We start from the raw sequence: 19,000 nt of genomic DNA, 5'->3' as shown, positions 1-19,000 counted from the left end.
AAGTCCGCAGGAACCGGCCTGCTCTGCCTCAGATCACCATGAAGTCGGTGCTGGTCAGCGCCAGGTTGACGCCGACGATGGCGAACTTGACGGCCGCGCCCACACCCGAACCGTCCGCGTCGTAGTACAGGGCGCCGGTGGCCTTGTCGTACTGGATGTAGTCGTCCGCATCGAGGGCCGCCGAACCGATCACCTTGAAATTGTTGATGCCGAGCGTCCCCGTGGCCGCCAGCTTCGTGAAGATCGCGTTTTCCAGCCGAAGCTTGTCCTCCCCTTTCGAGAAGTCCTCGATCCGGACGACGTTGGCCGTGGCGCTCAGCGCCGTCGTGAAGACGAACGCGTCGCTGCCCGCGCCGCCGAACAGCACGTCGTTGCCGCCCATGCCATTGAGGACGTCGCTGCCCTCGCCGCCATGGATGACATTGACGCCGGCGTTGCCGGACAAGGTGTCGTTGTAGTCGGACCCGATCAGGTTTTCGATGTTGACCACGGTGTCCGCGCCGGAAATCCCCGCCGCGGTCGTCTTCACGCCGGCCGCGCCCAATGCCAGCGTCACGCCGGTCGTGCCGGACGTGGTGGCCGTTTCGAACGACAGCGTGTCGATGCCGGCGCCGCCGTCGATCGCGTTCACGCCCGAACCGGCGATGATCAGGTTGCCCAGCGCATTGCCGGTGCCGTTGATGGCTCCGCCCAGCAGGGTCAGGTTCTCGACGTTGAGACCCAGCACGTGGCTGGCCGACGCCACGACCTCGTCGATCCCGCCCGCCGCGGACGCATTGGTCTCGATCACGATGTCGCCCGCATTGTCGACGTAGTACGTGTCGTTGCCGTCGCCGCCGCTCAACGTGTCGACGCCGCTGCCGCCGTCCAGGGTGTCGTCGCCGGCATCGCCATTGAGCCGGTCGGCACCGCCGCCGCCCGCGAGCACGTCGTCGCCGGCGCCGCCCATCAGGGCATTGTCGGCGCCATTGCCGGTCAGCTTGTCGGCGAAGCGCGAACCCGACACGTCCTCGATGCTGACGAGCGTATCCGTGTTGCCCCAGTTGTCGGTGGCGACGCCGGTGGCCAGGTTGACTTTCACGCCCACGCCCGTGATCGGGAGTGCGCCGTAGTCGTTGGTGTACGAGACGAGGTCGCGGCCGTCGCCGCCGTCGATCGTGTCGTTGCCGGTCCCGCCCGAGAACGCGTCGACACCGCTGCCGCCCTGCAGGACGTCGCTGCCGTTGCCGCCGTCGAGCCAGTCGTTGCCGTCGCCGCCCGCCAGCGTGTCGTTGCCGTCCTGGCCGAACAGGTCGTTGTCGCCCGCGCTACCCGTGATGAAGTCGCCATAGCGCGAACCGACGACGGCTTCGATGCCGACGAGCTTGTCGATATTGCCCCAGTTGTCGGTCGCGACACCGGTCGCCAGGTTGACGACGACGCCCTTCCCGGTCGGCGCGATGCTGCCATAGTCGTTGTCGTAGATGACGTTGTCGCGGCCATCGCCGCCGTCGATCGTGTCGTTGCCCGCGCCGCCGGACAACTGGTCCGTACCGATGCCGCCCAGCAGGCTGTCGTTGCCGGCGCCGGCGTCGAGCCAGTCGTTGCCGGCGCCGCCGGCGAGCGTATCGTTGCCGTCGTCGCCGTAGAAGTTGTTGTCGTTGGCGTCGCCGGTCAGGACGTCGCCGTAGCGCGAGCCGGACACGTCCTCGATGCCGACGAGCTTGTCCGTGTTGCCCCAGTTGTCGGTCGCGGTGCCCAGCGTCAGGTCGACGATGACGCCCTTGCCCGTCGGCGCGATGGGGCCGTAGTCGTTGAAATAGGTGACGCGGTCGCGGTCGGCGCCGCCGTCGATCGTGTCGTTGCCGGCGCCGCCGGACAGCTGGTCCATGCCCGCACCGCCCAGCAGGCTGTCGCTGCCAGCGCCCGCGTCGAGCCAGTCGTTGCCGGCATCGCCGGACAGCGTGTCGTTGCCGTCGTCGGCGTTGAGGCTGTTGTCGGCCGCATTGCCGGTCAGCGTGTCGGCATAGCGCGAGCCGGTCACGTCCTCGATGCTGACGAGCTTGTCGGTGTTGCCCCAGTTGTCGGTCGCGACGCCCGTGACCAGGTTGACCGTGACGCCCTTGCCGGTGGGCGCCGGGCCGCGGTAGTCGTCCGAGTAATTGGCGCGGTCGCGGCCGTCGCCGCCGTCCAGTGTGTCGTTGCCGCTGGTCCCGGTCAGCATGTCCGACCCGCCGGCACCCGCGATGCTGTCGTTGCCTTCTTCGCCCCACAGGTAGTTATCCTGCGCATCGCCCGTGATGACGTCGGCGAAGCGGGAGCCGGTCACCTCTTCGATGCCGACGAGCTTGTCCGTATTGCCCCAGTTGTCGATGGCCGTGCCCGTTGCGAGATTGACCGTCACGCCCTTGCCGGTAAGTCCGGTGACCGGGTACTCGTAGTTGTAGTTGACGCGGTCGCGGTCGGCGCCGCCGTCCAGCGTGTCGTTGCCGGCGCCGCCCGTCAGCTGGTCGAAGCCGGCGCCGCCCAGGATGCTGTCGGCACCGCTGCCGCCGTCGAGCCAGTCGTTGCCGGCATCGCCGGAGATCGTGTCGTTGCCGTCGTCGCCGGACAGGCTGTTGTCGGCCGCATTGCCGACCAGCGTGTCGGCATAGCGCGAGCCGGACGCGTCCTCGATGCTGACGAGCTTGTCCGTGTTGCCCCAGTTGTCGGTCGCAGTACCGGTCGCCAGGTTGACAATGACGCCCTTGCCGGTCGGCGCGATGGTGCCGTAGTCGTTGAAATAGGTAACGCGGTCGCGGTCGGCGCCGCCGTCGATCGTGTCGTTGCCGGCGCCGCCGGACAGCTGGTCCATGCCCAGGCCGCCCAGGATGCTGTCGGCACCGTTGCCGCCCTCGAGCCAGTCGCTGCCGGCATCGCCGGAGATCGTGTCGTTGCCGTCGTCGCCGGACAGGCTGTTGTCGGCCGCATTGCCGACCAGCGTGTCGGCATAGCGCGAGCCGGACNGCCGGCATCGCCGGAGATCGTGTCGTTGCCGTCGTCGCCGGACAGGCTGTTGTCGGCCGCATTGCCGACCAGCGTGTCGGCATAGCGCGAGCCGGACGCGTCCTCGATGCTGACGAGCTTGTCCGTGTTGCCCCAGTTGTCGGTCGCGGTACCGGTCGCCAGGTTGACCACGACGCCCTTGCCCGTCGGCGCGATGGTGCCGTAGTCGTTGAAATAGGTGACGCGGTCGCGGTCGGCGCCGCCGTCGATCGTATCGTTGCCGGCACCGCCGGACAGCTGGTCCATGCCCAGGCCGCCCAGCAGGCTGTCGGCACCGTTGCCGCCGTCGAGCCAGTCGCTGCCGGCATCGCCGGACAACGTGTCGTTGCCGTCGTCGCCGTTCAGGCTGTTGTCGGCTGCATTGCCGACCAGCGTGTCGGCATAGCGCGAGCCGGACACGTCCTCGATGCTGACGAGCTTGTCCGTGTTGCCCCAGTTGTCGGTTGCGGTACCGGTCGCCAGGTTGACCGTCACGCCCTTGCCCGTGAGCCCGGTGCCGGGATACTCGTTGTTGTAGTTGACGCGGTCGCGGTCGGCGCCGCCGTCGAGCGTATCGTTGCCGGCGCCGCCCGTCAGCTGGTCGAACCCGGCGCCGCCCACCACGCTGTCGGCACCGTTGCCGGCGTCGAGCCAGTCGTTGCCGGCGTCGCCGGACAGCGTGTCGTTGCCATCCTCGCCGCGCAGGTTGTTGTCGGCCGCGTTGCCCGTGATGGTGTCGCCGAAGCGCGAGCCGGACACGTCTTCGATGTTGAGGAGCGTATCCGTGTGGCCCCAGTTGTCGGTCGCGATGCCGGTGGCCAGGTTGACCTTGACGCCCAAGCCCGTGACCGCCACGTTCACGGTGCCGTCATAGGTGTCGTCCATGTAGTTGGCCGTGTCGCGGCCGGCGCCGCCGTCGAGGGTATCGTTGCCGCTGCCGCCGATGAACGTATCGCTGCCGTTGCCGCCCGTGATCCTGTCGTTGCCGCCGCGGGCGAACACATAGCCGCCCTGGTCCGACAACTGGATGATGTCCGCGCCCGCGCCCGTGTGGATGTTGCGGATGCCGGTCAGCGTGTCGCTGCCGACGTCCGCGCCGGTGGCGACGCCCGTCCGCAGGTTGATGGTGACGCTGGTGGTGATGCCCTCGTACATGACGACGTCGTCGCCGCCACCGCCGTTGACGGTGTCGTTGCCCTTGCCCGGGCGGAACCAGTTCTGGCCGGCCGAGCCGATCAGCGTATCGGCGAATGCGGAGCCGGTGACGTGCTCGATGCCGATCAGCGTGTCCGTGTTGCCCCAGTTGTCCCTGGCGGTGCCTGCTGCCAGGTCGACCGACACGCCGGCCGTGCCGGCCGAATAGTCGACCGTGTCGCCGTACGCGCCGTCGGCGCCGCCATCCATCGTGTCGTTGCCGGCGCTGCCGACGAGGACGTCGTCGCCGGCGCCGCCCGACATCGAATCCGTGCCCGCGGTACCGACCAGGCGGTCGTTATTGACGGTGCCGCCGACGAGCGCCAGCGTGCCGGCAAAGGCCGGCGCCGCCAGAGGCCGGGCCGTGATCGTGCCCACGTGCGCTTCCAGGTGCCAGTCGCCGCCGAGCGCGGCCGCGCCGGTCAGGCCGGTCGACGCCGCCACGTCGCTGCCCGTGTAGTCGGACAGCTGCTCCAGGAAGGCGGCGCCGGCGGCGCCCTGGCCGACTTCGCAGCCGTACAGCAGGATGTCCCCCGCCGCGGCCAGGCTGCGGCCGATGGTCGCGAGCGCGCCGGCGTAATGCGCGAGCACGCCGGCGGTCACGACCGTGCTGCCCAGCACGATCCGGCCGGCGCTGCCGTGCGAGACGATGTGGATGGCGGCCAGGTCGCGCTCGGCCGCCAGCGCGGCGGCGACCTGGAGCAGCCCATCCTGTCCGTCATCCAGCACGACGACGCGTGCGTGGCCTGCGGAGGCGGCGATGTCTTCCCAGCCGGCGATGGCGGGATCGATGAAAACGACTGCACGGGAATGGCTCATGAACTCTCTCGGTTTTTTTAATTGATCTGGAAATTATAGCCATTCGGATTTCCAATCTACAACTTTATTTATCATTTGTGCAAATGTTGTCCCCCAGCAGCAGATCGACGGCCGCCCGCACGCCGTCCTCTTCCCGCATCACCTGCCCCATGCGCCGCGCGTCCTCCCGCATGGCCGGTTGCGACGCCGCGGCCACGGCCTGCACGAGGCGCGCGCTGTCGAGGCCGGCCGCCGGACAGGCCACGGCGATCCCGCGCAGCGTCATGCGCCGCGCCCAGAAGAACTGGTCGCCGGCAAACGGCACGACGACGGACGGCACGCCCGCGCGCGCCGCCGCGTGACTCGTGCCCGCGCCGCCGTGATGCACGACGAGCGCCGTGCGCGGGAACAGCCAGTCGTGCGGCGTGTCGTCCAGCACGTACACGTCGGACGGCAGGCGAGATGGATCGATGCCGCTCCAGCCCGGATGGAACAGCACGCGCCGTCCGCTGGCCACGGCCGCGATCGCATCGACCAGCGTGCCCTGGGCGATGCCCGCCATGCTGCCGAAGCCGATGTAGACGGGCGCAGGCCCGGCCGCCAGGAAGTCCAGCAAGGCCCGCGGCGGTGTATGGTCCTGCCCCGCCGGCAACTGCCAGGCGCCCGTGACCGCGACGTTCGGCGGCCAGTCGGCCGGGCGCGCCAGCAACGTGGGCGAGCAGCCGACGAGCAGCGGCATGTCGCGCCAGGGTTGCTTGCGCGGCGGGGCGCCGAACACCCGCGCGCGGGCACGGTTCAGTTCCGGGCCGAACATCGACCACGCCATCCGTTCGAACGCGCGGTGGGCCAGCATGTTGGCCCAGCCCGGCAGGCGGTGCATGTTGAGGAATGGCGGCGCGAATTCGCGCGTGGGCGTCATCGGCCACATCGCGGCGCCGATGCACGGGATGCCGAGCCCCTCCGCCACCGCGAGGCCGACGAAGCCGGCCAGACCCGAATACACGAGCAGGTCGCTGCCGTGCATGGAAGCTGCCGCGCACGCCGCTTCCATCCACGGCAGCGTGCTGTCGCGCGCGAGCGTCGCGCAGGCGCGCATCAGGCGGGACATGCTGGCGCCATCCTTCAGCAGCGCGCCGAACGCGCCGCCCGGCTGGAACGCACCGCGCATGTCGCCGGCCAGCGCCGTGAAGGGAATGCCGAGGGCCTGCGCGCGCGGGGCGCCCGCCACGTCGGCCAGCACGTGCGCCTCGTGGCCCCGGCCGGCGACTTCGCGCGCCAGCGCCAGCAGCGGCCGGGTATCGCCCTCGGTGCCGTAGGTGAGAAAGGTGATCTTCATGGTCGTGCCTCGTTCGGAAAGGCACGATTGTCGCCAGCGGACGTCAGCCCGGCTTGTATAAACCCGACATCACAGCCGATAGGGCCAGTATTCGGGATCGGTCTCGATGTGCGCTTCCAGCCGCGACGGCGGCAGGAAGGCGAGCTCGCGCAGTTCGCGCGCCATGTGGGCCTGGTCGGCATAGCCCAGTTCCGCGGCCAGGTCCGCGAGCGAACGAGCGGGCGCATGCGGGTCGCGCAACGCGTACACGGCCGCGTTCATGCGCTGCAGGCGGCGCGCCTGCGCGGGGCTCAGGCCCACGCGGGCGCGGTATTGCCGCTGCGTCTGGCGCGCGCCGACACCCAGCTCGGGCGCGCTGGCGGCGATGCTGCGCAGGCTCGCGCCGAGCTCCGCATCCCAGCGTCCGCGCACGGCGCGCCAGCGTTCAACCAGCCGCGCTTCGATCCACGCCGCTTGTGCGGCGTCGTCGGCGCACGCGCGCAATGCCTGCGGCCAGTCCGCCCAGGTGTCGTCGAGCAGGCCGTCGGCGGGGTCGTTGCGGTCCTGGAGCGCCGCCGGGGCGAGCCCCGTCAGCAACGCGAAGGCATCCGGATACAGCACGATGCCCACCGTGCGCAGCGGCGCGAGCGTGAGCGACGCGATCGGCCGCGTGCGCGGCCCGGACACGATCAGGTCGGACATGGCGCGCAGTTCGCCGTCGTCGCCGGGCAGCGCGGCGGCGCCCTCCGTGAAAAAGTTCAGGCTGCAGTACACCATCGCCGGGAACCGGTTCAGCTGCGGCTGCGCCGGCGGCCACGGCTCGTCCACGGTCGAATAGAAACCGATGCCGTGCAGGGCCTCGGCCAGCTCGCCCTGCGGGTGGTGCATCCAGGCCTTCACGGCGTTTATTGCACGTCGAGCAGCTCGACGTCGAAGATCAGGTTGGCGTTCGGCGGGATCGGGCCCGCGCCGTCCGCGCCATAGCCCAGCGCGGCGGGAATGACGAGCGTGCGCTTGCCGCCCACTTTCATGCCGTCGACGCCCTGGTCCCAGCCCGGGATCACCATGCCGCTGCCGAGGCGGAACGTAAACGGCTTGCGGCCGATGGAGCTGTCGAACTTCTCGCCGTGGTGGTCGGGCGCGTCCGGCAGGTACAGCCAGCCCGTGTAGTTGACTGTGACGTGGGAGCCGGCCCTGGCTTCGGCGCCCGTGCCGGCGGTCGTGTCGATCTTCTGGAAGCTGATGGCGGAGGTGTCGGCCTTCACCGGGGCGGCCGGGGCCTCTTCGCGGCGCTTGCAAGCGGCGAGGGACAGCGCGAGTGCGAGGCCGAGGAAGCCGGCGCGGATCATCGGGGTCATGTTGAATCCTTGAGGTTATAAAGTCTTGACGAAGGCGCGCACGCCGCCCAGCAGCATCTCGATCGACATCGCGGTCAGGATGAGGCCCATCAGGCGCTCGAACGCGGTCATGACCTGGATGCCCAGCACCTTCTGCAGGCGTTCGGCGCCGAGGAAGACGGCGAGCCAGATGATGGCGACGGCCGCCAGCGCGGCCACGTGCACCATCACCTCCTCCACCGACTGCGACGTGAACAGCAGCACGGTGGCCAGCGCGGACGGCCCGGCCAGCGCGGGGATCGCGAGCGGCACGATGAACGGCTCGCCGCCTTCGCTGCGGCCGAGCACGCCGTCCGGATGGGGGAAGATCATGCGGATTGCGATGATCAGCAGGATGACGCTGCCGCCGATGCGCAGCGAGATGTCGGTCAGCTGCAGCGCCGCGAGGAAGTGGCGGCCGAAGAACATGAACAGCAGCAGCAGGAGAAAGGCGATGGCGCACTCGCGCACGACGATGCGCGGGCGGCGGGCCGGGGCCACGTCCTTCAGCGCCGTCACGAACAGGGGGACGTTGCCGAAGGGGTCGGTGACCAGCAGCAGCAGGATGAAGGTCTGGAAGAAGCTCTGGGTCATGGGGCGTTGTTATTGTTATGGCAGGTGTGATCTTAACCGATCTGCACGCACTCCCGTCGTTCCCGCGAAGGCGGGAACCCATGCTGACTGAAACGAAGCCGGAATGCTGGTGACGCGACTGCGGCGCCTCAGTATGGATTCCCGCGTGCGCGGGAAGTCATTTCCGGCAGTGCCGGGAAGTCATTTCCGGCAGTGCCGGGAATGACGGCAAAAAAAAAGCGGCGCCATTGGCACCGCCCTCTTCTTGCATCCGCTCGCGAATCAGTTCTGTTCGAACTTCTTCAGCCAGGAATGCAGCTGGTGCGGACGCAGCCCGTCGTAATCCTCGAACGGCTGGTGGATCCACGGATTGTGCGGCAGGTCGACCAGGTGGTAATCCGGCTTGATCGACGACGTGCCCTTGACCCAGATGACGGCCGAACGCACTTCCGTGACGTCCTGGTAGTTCGCCTGCAGGTGCTCGCGCACGCGCATCAGGGTGACGCCCGAATCGGCCAGGTCGTCGACCAGCAGGATGCGGCCGGCCAGCGGGCCCTTGGTCATCGTCATGTACTTGGCGATGTCCAGGTCGCCCTGCTTCGTGCCCGCTTCTTCGCGGTACGAGCTGGTCGACAGGATCGCCAGCGGCACGTCGAAGATGCGCGAGATCGCGTCGCCCGGGCGCACACCGCCGCGCGCGAGGCACAGCACCATGTCGAACTTCCAGTTCGATTCGTACACCTTGAGCGCCAGGCGCTCGATCAGGCGGTTGTATTCATCCCAGGAGACCCACAGGTCCTTGTCGGTCGATGGAGGCGTCGTCATGTTCAGATTTTCCTAGTTTCTGCTTGTGGCTGACGTCCCTGCCCCGCGGGTGGCGCGGCAGGGACCGGGCTTCGATATCAGGCTGCGAACGGGTGGCGCAGCACGATGGTTTCTTCGCGGTCCGGACCGGTCGACACCATGTCCACCGGGACGCCGACCAGTTCTTCGATGCGCTTGATGTAGGCACGCGCGTTGGCCGGCAGCTCGTCCATCGACTTGGCGCCGACGGTGGTGCCCGTCCAGCCCGGCATCTCTTCGTACACCGGCACGCAGGCCGCGGCTTCTTCCGCGCCGACCGGGAAGATGTCCACGTCGCGGCCGTCGATCTTGTAGCCGGTGCACAGCTTCAGCGTGTCCAGGCCGTCCAGCACGTCCAGCTTGGTCAGGCACATGCCGGACACGCCGTTGATCTGCACGGAGCGGCGCAGCAGCGCGGCGTCGAACCAGCCGCAGCGGCGGGCACGGCCCGTCACGGTGCCGAACTCGTGGCCGATGCGCGACAGGTGTTCGCCGACGCCGGCGTCCGTCGGCAGCTCCGACGGGAACGGGCCCGAACCCACGCGGGTCGTGTAGGCCTTGGTGATGCCCATGATGTAGTGCAGCATGCCCGGACCGACGCCCGAACCGGCGGCGGCGTTGCCGGCCACGCAGTTCGACGAGGTGACGAACGGGTACGTGCCGTGGTCGACGTCCAGCAGCGAGCCTTGCGCGCCTTCGAACAGCAGGTGGCCGCCGGCATTGTGCGTCGCGTACAGCGCGGACGACACGTCGCCGACCATCGGACGCAGGCGCGGCACGAGGGCCATCGCGTCGTCGTACACTTTCTGGAAGTCCAGCGCCTGGCCGCCCAGGAAGCCGGTCAGCACGAAGTTATGGTATTCCAGGTTTTCGCGCAGCTTCTCGGCAAAACGGGTTTCGTTCAGCAGGTCGGCGATGCGGATCGCGCGGCGCGCGACCTTGTCTTCGTACGCCGGGCCGATGCCCTTGCCCGTCGTGCCGATCTTGTTGACGCCGCGCTTCGCTTCGCGGGCGACGTCGATGGCGACGTGGTAAGGCAGGATGACCGGGCAGGCTTCCGAGATCTTCAGGCGCGACGCGACTTCCACGCCGGCCGCTTCCAGCTTGTCGATCTCGCGCATCACGTCCGGTACGGAGACGACGACGCCGTTGCCGATGTAGCAGGCCACGCCTTCGCGCATGATGCCCGACGGGATCAGTTGCAGCGCGGTCTTCTGGCCCTTGATCACCAGCGTGTGGCCGGCGTTGTGGCCGCCCTGGAAACGCACCACGCCGGCGGCATGGTCGGTCAGCCAGTCGACGATCTTACCCTTGCCTTCATCGCCCCACTGGGTGCCGATGACAACGACGTTCTTAGCAGTATTTGACATCATTAACCTAAGTTTTTGAGAATCCAATTTCCTTGTTCGAGGACGAGCACACGGTCGCACTCGAACTCGTCCTGTACATTGTCGTGACCCGGCATCGACTGGATCACCACTTCGCCCGCTTTGCGCAGTTCAGCGATTTTTTCGCGCAGCTCGGGCGCGTTGCCCCAGGGGGCACGAATGGAGTGTTTGCGCTCGGCCGTCGGCAGCAGACGGGCCAGTTCGCGCAGGTCGAGCGAGAAGCCCGTGGCCGGACGCGCGCGGCCGAAGGCTTCGCCCACGTGGTCGTAGCGGCCGCCGCGCGCGACGGCGTTCGGCAGGCCCGGCACGTACAGCGCGAACATGGCGCCGCTTTCGTACTGGTAGCCGCGCAGGTCGGCGAGGTCGATCGCGATCTGGGCGCGGCCCAGCGCGGAGCCGGCCAGCGCGGCGAGTTCCGCCAGCGCGCGGGCGATGCCCGGCAGCGCCGGCAGCACGTCCTTGGCGCGCGCGAGCACGTCGATGTCGCCGTACAGGTTCGGCAGCGCCAGCAGCGCGGCGCGGGTTTGTTCGTTGTAGTCCGCCGTCGCATCGATCAGGCCCGGCACGTCCTTCGAGCGCAGCAACGTGTACAGCAGCTGCTCGTCACGTTTGGCGGCGGCATCCTCGGCGAGGATCGCGCGCAGCACGCCGACGTGCGACAGGTCGAGGCGCGGCTGTTCGAAGCCGGCCAGCGCGAGCGATGCCAGCGCCAGTTCCTGGATCTCCGCATCCGCTTCGAGGCCGGCGTGGCCGTAGATCTCGGCGCCGATCTGCAGCGGCTCGCGCGTCGCGTGCAGGCCGGACGGCTGCGTGTGCAGCACGCTGCCGGCATAGCACAGGCGGGTGACGGTATCGCGGTTCAGCAGGTGGGCGTCGATGCGGGCGACCTGCGTCGTCATGTCGGCGCGCAGGCCGAGCAGGCGGCCGCTCATCGAATCGACGAGCTTGAAGGTGCGGAGATCGGTGTCCTGTCCGGCGCCTGCCAGCAGCGAATCGACGTATTCGAGCAGCGGCGGCATCACGAGTTCGTAGCCGTAGGTACGGAAGGTGTCGAGCATCAAGCGGCGCAGCTCTTCGATCTTGCGCGCTTCGGACGGCAGGACGTCGGCGATATTCTCGGGCAGGAGCCAGGTGGGCATGGGCAAAGCGGGTCGGGTTATTAAAAGTCGGACAACATTCGGGCAGCATGAACGCGGCTTTGCACGCGTTCATTCCGCCGAATCGACGATTTTAACCGAAAACGCGGGGCGGTTGGCGATGAAACGAATGCCAACGTTGCCGATACTCCACGACCAAGGCGCTCACTTGCCTGCGCCAGGACCCTTGAAATACTTGAAGAACTCGGAGTTCGAGTCGATCACGATCACGTCGTTGCGTCCCTTGAAGGTGGCCTTGTAGGCTTCCATCGAGCGGTAGAACCGGTAGAACTCCGGATTCTTGCCGAACGACTGGGCATAGATCTGCGACGCCTGCGCATCGCCTTCTCCCTTGATCGTCTCGGCGTCGCGCTGGGCGTCGGCGAGGATCACGCTGCGCTGGCGCTCGGCGTCGGCGCGGATCGTCTCCGCCTCGGCCACGCCCGTCGCGCGCAGTTCGTTCGCCACGCGCACGCGGTCGGCCTTCATGCGTTCGTACACGGCGTTGTTGACCTGGTCGATGAAGTCGATGCGCTTCAGGTGCACGTCGACGACTTCCACGCCGAGGTCTTTCGCTTCCGGGGCCAGGTCGGCGCGCACGGCATTCGCCACGTCCGTGCGCTTGCCGCCCGTCAGCACGTCGGCGAGGTTGCGCTTGCCGATCTCGGCCGTGAGCGCATTGCGCACGAGCTGGTTCAGGCGCTCGCCGCCGCGGTCGGCGTTGCTGCCGATGGCGATCACGTACTGGCGCGGATTCACGATGCGCCATTTCACGAACGCGTCGACGAGCAGGTCCTTCTTTTCCGCCGTCAGGAAGCGCTCGCCGTCGGGCGTGTCGAGCGTCTGCAGGCGTTTATCCAGGAAGACGACGTTCTGGAACGGCGGCGGCGCCTTGATGTTCAGGCCCGGTTCCTGGATGACCTCGCGCAGTTCGCCGAGTGCGTACACGACGGCGTAACGGTGCTGGTCGACGACGAACACGGACGACGACACGAGCGCCACCGCGATGGCGGCGCCGATCAGGCTGGCTAACAGGCGACTCATCAGCGGCTCTCCCGTTCGCGGCCCGTGTCGCGGCTGCGCAGGTCGTGCGTGCGGTTCGATTCGCCGGCCGAGATTTCGGTCTGCGGCTGCGGTTGCGCCTGGGCCGGCGCCGCCGCCGGCTGCTGCGCTTGCGGCTGCGCCGGGTTCTGCTGCGGCGCCATCATCGGACCGGAATTGGCGCCGCGCGCCGCCTCGTTGGCCGTCGACTGGGCCAGCAGGCGGTCGAGCGGCAGGTAGATCGTGTTGTTGCCGGTCTTGGCGTCGATCATGACCTTGCTGGTACTGGAAAGAATTTGCTGCATCGTCTCGATATACATGCGGTCGCGCGTGACGGCCGGGGCCTTCGCATACTCGGCCACGATCTTGTCGAAGCGCGCGGCGTTGCCGGTCGCGACGCTCACCACGCTGGCGCGGTACGCTTCGGCATCCTGCAACAGGCGCGCGGCCTTGCCCTTCGCCTGCGGGATGACCTCGTCGGCAAACGCCTGCGCTTCGCTGCGCGCACGCACACGCTCTTCCTGCGCCTTGCCGGCGTCCTCGAACGCGGCGGCGACCTGGTCGGGCGGCTGCACGGACTGCATCGTCACGCCGACGATCTCCGCGCCCATCTTGTAGCGGTCGGCCAGGCGCTGGATCGCTTCGCGCGCTTCCATCGCCAGCTTGTCGCGGCCCGTGTACAGGACGGTGTCCATCTTGTTCTGGCCGACGAGTTCGCGCACGACGGTCTCGGCGGAGTCACGGATGGTCTCGACCTGGTCGCGGTTGTTGAACACCCACGCGACCGGGTCCTTGATCTTGTACTGCACGGAGAACTGGACGTCGACGATGTTCTCGTCGCCCGTCAGCATCAGCGCTTCGCTCGGCTGCTTGTTGCGCACATTGGCGCGGTAACCGATCTCGGTCGTCTGCACCTGGGCCGTGTTGACGGTCTCGTGCGACTGGAACGGCGCGGGCCAGCGCCAGTTGAAGCCGGCGCCCGTCACGTGCGACAGCCGGCCGAACGTCGTGACGATGCCGACCTGTCCCTCCTGCACGATGAACGCGCCGCTGGCGAGCCAGATCAGCAGGGCGATGGCGCCGACGACGGTGGCCGTCAGGCCGACGCCGCGCGCGTCCGGGCGGAACGGGCCGCCGTCGCCGCCGCGCTTGCCGCCGAACAGCTTGTTGAGGCGTTGGTTGAAATCGCGCCACAGCTGGTCGAGGTCAGGTGGACCGTCGCTGTCGTTCTTGTTGTTATTGTTCGGGCGGCGGCCCTCGTTCGACTTGGGGTTGTGGCCCCAGCGAGGATCATTGAGGGAAAACAGCGGCACGCCGGCCTTGCGCGCGCCGGCGTGACGACCGGTCGGCGCGAGCCGCGCGCCGATCCGTTTGATCAGAGAAACAGGCATAGACTAGTGTGGTCCGGGATGGGGAGTCGCGGGCAGCAGGTCGGCGTGCGCGAAATCGGCGACTTCGCGTTCCTGCACGTCAGCGGGCGCCACGCCGGCGCCGCGGGTGGCCGCCTCGACGATCGCGTCGCGCAGCAGATCGAGGCCGGCGCCGCTCCTGGCGCTGATGAAAACGCGGCTGATCTTACCATATTCATCACGCTCGATCCCCGGCTCGAGGCCGGCCGCATCGATCTTGTTCCAGACCAGGATCTGCGGGATGTGGTCGGCGCCGATTTCGCGCAGGACCTCGTTGACCTGCTCGATCTGCTCCATCCGCACGGGAGAAGCGCCGTCGACGACGTGCAGCAGCAGGTCGGCGTGGATGGTTTCTTCCAAGGTGGCGCGGAATGCGGCGACCAGCTGGTGCGGCAGTTCGCGCACGAAACCGACGGTATCGGACACGACCACGTTGCCGACGTCTGGACCGAGGTACAGACGGCGCGACGTCGTGTCGAGCGTTGCGAACAACTGGTTCGCGACGTACACCCCGGCCTTCGTCAGGGTGTTGAACAGGGTCGACTTGCCGGCGTTGGTATAGCCGACGAGCGACACGGAAAATGTCTGGTTGCGCCCGCGCGAACGGCGCTGGGTCTCGTGCTGCTTGCGCAGCTTGGTAAGACGGGTGCGCAGCATCTTGACGCGCTCGCCGATGAGGCGGCGGTCGGTCTCGAGCTGGGTTTCACCGGGACCGCGCAGGCCGATACCGCCCTTCTGGCGCTCCAGGTGGGTCCAGCCGCGGATCAGGCGCGTGGCCAGGTGCTGCAGCTGGGCCAGTTCGACCTGCAGCTTGCCCTCGTGGCTCTGCGCGCGCTGCGCGAAGATGTCGAGGATCAGGCTGGTACGGTCGACCACGCGTACATTGAGCCGCCGCTCCAGGTTACGCTGTTGGGCGGGCGACAGGGCGTGGTTGAAAATGACGATCTCGACCTTGTCGGCGAGAACGGCCTGCGCGATTTCGTCGGCCTTGCCGCTGCCGACGAAATACGCAGGATCGGGACTGTTGCGCTTTGCTGTGATCGTGCTGATCGGTTCGGCCCCGGCCGAGCGCGCCAGCAGGGCCAGTTCTTCCAGGCTGGCTTTGAAATCGCCAGCGTTGAAATCGATACCGACCAAGGCGGCGCGCATGGTGTTGCCGGAAACGTCAGCCATCGACCTCACTCGGCGTCTTGTTCGAGGTTGAGATTGACCGCACGGGCCGGAACGACGGTAGAGATCGCATGCTTGTACACCATCTGGGTGACGGTGTTACGCAGGAGGACGACGTACTGGTCGAAGGATTCGATGTGGCCCTGAAGCTTGATCCCGTTGACCAGGTAGATCGAGACGGGGACGTGCTCTTTGCGCAAGGCGTTGAGGAATGGGTCTTGTAACAGTTGCCCTTTGTTGCTCATGACAGCTCCGTGATGTTGTTGTCGTATAAAAATTGTGGCGGGATGCCGGATTTCAAGTGGCTGCGCCAACATTCTCAAGCTGTGAATGTTCGCCCAAGCTAACTGTAACCTGTTTTGCTCTTTTTTGTCGTACTGCTATGGTTAAAGCTGGCTTAAAAAGTGCCTTCGCACGCGTGAAAAACATTTAACACAAATGAATTTCACGCGTTACGGTTATTCCTTGGCGAACGGATTCTTGCCGCTCTTGAGTTCGATGCGCAGCGGCGTGCCGATGAGATCGAACGTATCGCGGAAATGCTTTTCCAGGTAACGCTTGTACGGTTCCGTGATGCCATCCAGCGCATTGCCGTGGATGACGATGATGGGCGGGTTCTGGCCGCCCTGGTGCGCGTAGCGCAACTTCGGACGCGTGCTGCCCTTGCGCTTCGGCTCCTGCTTCTCGATCGCTTCCTGCAGCGCGCGCGTCAGGCGCGGCGTGGACAGCTTCGCGGTCGCCGCGGCATACGCCGTGTCGATCGCCTTCATCAGGTGGTTGATGCCGGTGCCCTTCAGCGCCGAGATGAATTTCGTTTCCGCGAAGTCGAGGAAGTTCAGCTTGCGGTCGATGTCGTTCTTGACCTGGTCGCGCACGTCGGACGTCAAACCGTCCCACTTGTTGACGGCGACGACGAGCGCGCGGCCCGTCTCCAGGATGAAGCCGGCGATGTGCGCGTCCTGCTCGGAGATGTCCTGCTGCGCGTCCAGCATCAGCACGACGACGTTCGCTTCCGAGATCGACTGCAGGGTCTTCACCACCGAGAATTTTTCGATGGCCTCGAACACCTTGCCGCGGCGGCGGATGCCGGCCGTGTCGATCAGCGTGTAGTGCTTGCCGCCCTTTTCGAACGGGACCTCGATCGAATCACGCGTGGTGCCCGGCATGTCGAACGCGATCACGCGCTGCTCGCCCACGAGGGTGTTGATCAAGGTGGACTTGCCCACGTTTGGACGGCCGACGAGCGCGATCTTGACGCCGTAGTCGGCGGGATCGAACTCCTCGGCTTCCTCCGGACGCTGCTGGACGGCGACGTCGATGGCCTCGTTGACGAGGTCCAGCACGCCGTCGCCGTGGGCGGCGGAGATCACGTACGGGTCGCCCATGCCCAGCTCATAGAACTCGGCGGTGACGGACGTGTACTTCATGCCCTCGCTCTTGTTCACGACGAGCATGACCTTGCGGCCCGACTTGCGCAGGAAGTCCGTGATGGTCTTGTCGTGCGGCGTGAGACCCTGGCGGCCGTCGACGATGAACATGACGATGTCCGCCTCGGCGACGGCCTGGCGCGTCTGCAGCGCCATCTCGTGCATGATGCCTTCCTTGGCGACCGGCTCGAAACCGCCGGTATCGATGACCAGGAACGGACGTTCGCCCATGCGCCCTTCGCCATAGTGGCGGTCGCGCGTCAGGCCGGGCAAGTCCGCCACCAGCGCGTCGCGCGAGCGGGTCATGCGATTGAATAAGGTCGACTTTCCGACGTTGGGACGACCTACGAGTGCGATTACCGGCTTCATTGAATCTTATTCGACCGCGATGGCGGTCACGGTTCCATTTTGTGTTTGAAAAATCAGGTTCGAACCGACGACCAGTGGCGTGGATTCGATGGCGCTGCCGTCCGTGGCGGCGCGGGACAGGAACGAGCCGTCCTCGCGCGACAGGAAGTGCACGTAACCCTGGTAGTCGCCGACGGCGACGGCACGGCCGTACGACACCGGCGTGGACAGGCGGCGGTAGGCCAGCTTGTCGTTCTTCCACGCGCTCGTGCCGCTGTCGCGGTTGTACGCGTAGACGGCGCCCTTGTCGTCCGGGACGAACACGAAACGCTGGTCCGCGGCGACGCCGACTTCCGACGACAGGTCGCGGGTCCAGCGCGGGCTGCCCGTGGCCAGGTCGAAGCAGCCGACGCGGCCCTGGTACGACACGGCGCACACGTCGTTCTCGATGATGACCGGCGTGCCGCCCATGTCGGTGACGCGCTCCAGTTCCGTCGCGCCGCGGGCGACGCCGACCTCGATCTCCCAGCGCGGCGCGCCGGTGGCGAGGATCAGCGACATCAGCTTGCCGCCCGGCTGGGCGACCAGCACGTCCTTGTCGTGGATGACCATGCCTGGCGCGAGGCGCAGCGTGAGCGCCGGTGCGGTGCGCTGCACGGTCCATTTCTTCTGGCCCGTCTTGGCGTCGTAGCCGACGATGCGGTTGTCGATGCTGCGCGCGACGACGATGCCCTGCCCCACGACCGGCGACGACAGGATCTCGGAAGACAGCTGGGCATCCCACAGCTTCTTGCCATCCATGTCGAACGCCAGCAGCATGCCCTTGGCGCCGCCCAGCACGATGACGCTGCCGTCCGTGCCGACGCCCGCGGTCAGGTCCGTGCCGGCCTTGGTGCGCCAGATCTGGCGGCCGGTGGCCGCTTCCGCGCGCACGATGGTGCCGTCGGCCCCGGCCGCGACGATGGTGTTGTCGGCGATGGCGGGCGAGAACATGTAGCTCTGCGACTTGCCGACTTCCAGCTTCCACGCCGTGCGCACGGCCATCGAACCTTTCAGGTCGACCAGCGGCGTGGGCTGGTTGCCCTTCGGTTTGGACGCGAACGGATTGAGCGAGGAGCAGCCCGCCATCAGGGCGAACATACCGACACCAACGAGCTTCCGGGTAATACGCATGTCTTATTTACCTTGTTCTTAAATACGTCGTTCCCGCGGGGGCGGGAACCCATGCTGATTTACCGAAGTCGCGACATGTGCGACGTATCGAATTCTGAAACTCAGTATGGATTCCCGCCTGCGCGGGAATGACGGAGTTGTTATTTTACGCTGCCGCTTTCTGCGCCGGTGCCGAACCGCCAATGGCATCCAGCTTGACCTGCACGACCTGGCGGCCCGGATGGTTCTTCTCCATCTTGTCGAGCGCGGCCTGGTAGGCCGTGCGGGCTTCCGCCAGCTTGTTCTGCGCGACGAGGATGTCGCCCTTGCGGTCCTGCACCTCGGCCGCGAACTGCGCCGGGAACTCGCCGTTCAGCTGCGCCAGCGCCTGGTCGAACGCTTTCTCGTCCAGCAGCACGCCGGACAGGCGCAGCTTCGCGATGGCCTTGTACTCGTCGTCGCCATGGTCGACCGCCCATTGCAGCTGGGTTTTCGCCGTTTTCAGGTCGTTCGCGTCGAACGCGGCCTTGGCGGCGGCCAGCGCGGCCATCGGGGCGTAGGCGGTCGAGCCGAACTTGTTCTCGATGTCGCCCGTGATGCGCTGGACCTTCGCCGCATCCTTCGCTTCGATCGCTTCGGTCAGGCCGTCATACAGGCCGGACGCTTCCGCGGCCTGCGAGCGCTGGTGCGAGCCCCAGAAGTTGTAGGCGGCATAGCCACCCAGAGCGAGGATCAGCACCCAGGTGATCAGGTTGCCAAAGCGGTCCCAGAAGGCCTTGAAATTGGCTATCTGTTCTTGTTCTTCGAGATCGTATGCCATGGACGTT

At 67.0% G+C, this 19,000-nt stretch carries 15 protein-coding genes and 1 pseudogene; all 16 read right to left on the bottom strand.

Annotated elements, in window-relative coordinates:
* Positions 1 to 28: 28 nt before the first annotated feature.
* Positions 29 to 2,984 (bottom strand): annotated as a pseudogene (locus tag ASD28_RS33360) (hypothetical protein); the annotation flags it as partial.
* Between the two features lies 1 nt (position 2,985).
* On the bottom strand, positions 2,986 to 5,016 hold a 2,031-nt coding region (locus ASD28_RS32890; protein WP_229412408.1), incomplete at its 3' end, for a DUF4347 domain-containing protein.
* Between the two features lie 64 nt (positions 5,017 to 5,080).
* Positions 5,081 to 6,331 carry a glycosyltransferase gene (locus tag ASD28_RS20385; protein WP_056132287.1) on the bottom strand — a complete coding sequence of 417 codons (1,251 nt, stop codon included), beginning with the start codon at positions 6,329 to 6,331 and terminating at the stop codon, positions 5,081 to 5,083.
* Between the two features lie 69 nt (positions 6,332 to 6,400).
* Entirely contained in the window at positions 6,401 to 7,198 is a 798-nt protein-coding gene (locus tag ASD28_RS20380) for a helix-turn-helix domain-containing protein (protein WP_056132285.1), read from the bottom strand.
* 17 nt (positions 7,199 to 7,215) lie between these two features.
* The gene (locus ASD28_RS20375; protein ID WP_056132282.1) at positions 7,216 to 7,668 is read right to left on the bottom strand and encodes an FKBP-type peptidyl-prolyl cis-trans isomerase; all 453 of its coding nucleotides are present in this window, start codon (positions 7,666 to 7,668) and stop codon (positions 7,216 to 7,218) included.
* A 15-nt stretch (positions 7,669 to 7,683) separates the two neighbouring features.
* The gene (locus ASD28_RS20370; RefSeq protein ID WP_056132280.1) at positions 7,684 to 8,280 is read right to left on the bottom strand and encodes a MarC family protein; all 597 of its coding nucleotides are present in this window, start codon (positions 8,278 to 8,280) and stop codon (positions 7,684 to 7,686) included.
* 261 nt (positions 8,281 to 8,541) lie between these two features.
* Positions 8,542 to 9,084 carry a phosphoribosyltransferase gene (locus ASD28_RS20365; RefSeq protein ID WP_056132277.1) on the bottom strand — a complete coding sequence of 181 codons (543 nt, stop codon included), beginning with the start codon at positions 9,082 to 9,084 and terminating at the stop codon, positions 8,542 to 8,544.
* 77 nt (positions 9,085 to 9,161) lie between these two features.
* On the bottom strand, positions 9,162 to 10,475 hold the full coding sequence (locus ASD28_RS20360; protein ID WP_371768021.1) for an adenylosuccinate synthase: 1,314 nt from the start codon (positions 10,473 to 10,475) through the stop codon (positions 9,162 to 9,164).
* On the bottom strand, positions 10,475 to 11,629 hold the full coding sequence (locus ASD28_RS20355; RefSeq protein ID WP_056132274.1) for an ATP phosphoribosyltransferase regulatory subunit: 1,155 nt from the start codon (positions 11,627 to 11,629) through the stop codon (positions 10,475 to 10,477). Before ASD28_RS20355 ends, ASD28_RS20360 begins: the two co-directional genes overlap by 1 nt.
* 162 nt (positions 11,630 to 11,791) lie before the next feature.
* Positions 11,792 to 12,670, bottom strand: a complete 879-nt coding sequence (gene hflC, locus ASD28_RS20350) for a protease modulator HflC (protein WP_056132272.1) — start codon at positions 12,668 to 12,670, stop codon at positions 11,792 to 11,794.
* Positions 12,670 to 14,058 carry an FtsH protease activity modulator HflK gene (gene hflK / locus ASD28_RS20345; protein ID WP_082577651.1) on the bottom strand — a complete coding sequence of 463 codons (1,389 nt, stop codon included), beginning with the start codon at positions 14,056 to 14,058 and terminating at the stop codon, positions 12,670 to 12,672. The genes hflC and hflK overlap by 1 nt, the downstream gene beginning before the upstream one ends.
* Positions 14,059 to 14,061: 3 nt before the next feature.
* Complete coding sequence (gene hflX, locus ASD28_RS20340) at positions 14,062 to 15,225, bottom strand: GTPase HflX (protein ID WP_082577657.1); 1,164 nt, start codon at positions 15,223 to 15,225, stop codon at positions 14,062 to 14,064.
* A gap of 29 nt (positions 15,226 to 15,254) precedes the next feature.
* Positions 15,255 to 15,491, bottom strand: coding sequence for an RNA chaperone Hfq (gene hfq, locus ASD28_RS20335; RefSeq protein WP_036168820.1), 237 nt, complete (start codon positions 15,489 to 15,491; stop codon positions 15,255 to 15,257).
* 213 nt (positions 15,492 to 15,704) lie between these two features.
* A complete protein-coding gene (der, locus tag ASD28_RS20330; protein WP_056132266.1) occupies positions 15,705 to 17,042 on the bottom strand; it encodes a ribosome biogenesis GTPase Der in 1,338 nt (445 codons plus the stop codon).
* Positions 17,043 to 17,048: 6 nt separating this feature from the next.
* Positions 17,049 to 18,194 carry an outer membrane protein assembly factor BamB gene (gene bamB / locus ASD28_RS20325; protein WP_056132263.1) on the bottom strand — a complete coding sequence of 382 codons (1,146 nt, stop codon included), beginning with the start codon at positions 18,192 to 18,194 and terminating at the stop codon, positions 17,049 to 17,051.
* 145 nt (positions 18,195 to 18,339) lie between these two features.
* Positions 18,340 to 18,993, bottom strand: coding sequence for a tetratricopeptide repeat protein (locus tag ASD28_RS20320; protein ID WP_056132260.1), 654 nt, complete (start codon positions 18,991 to 18,993; stop codon positions 18,340 to 18,342).
* Positions 18,994 to 19,000: the final 7 nt, after the last annotated feature.

Source organism: Massilia sp. Root133 (genome assembly GCF_001426525.1).
Classification (GTDB): Bacteria; Pseudomonadota; Gammaproteobacteria; order Burkholderiales; family Burkholderiaceae_D; genus Telluria; species Telluria orientalis.
Note: the sequence above shows the minus strand (reverse complement) of the source record. Positions and strands in the feature narration are given on the sequence as shown.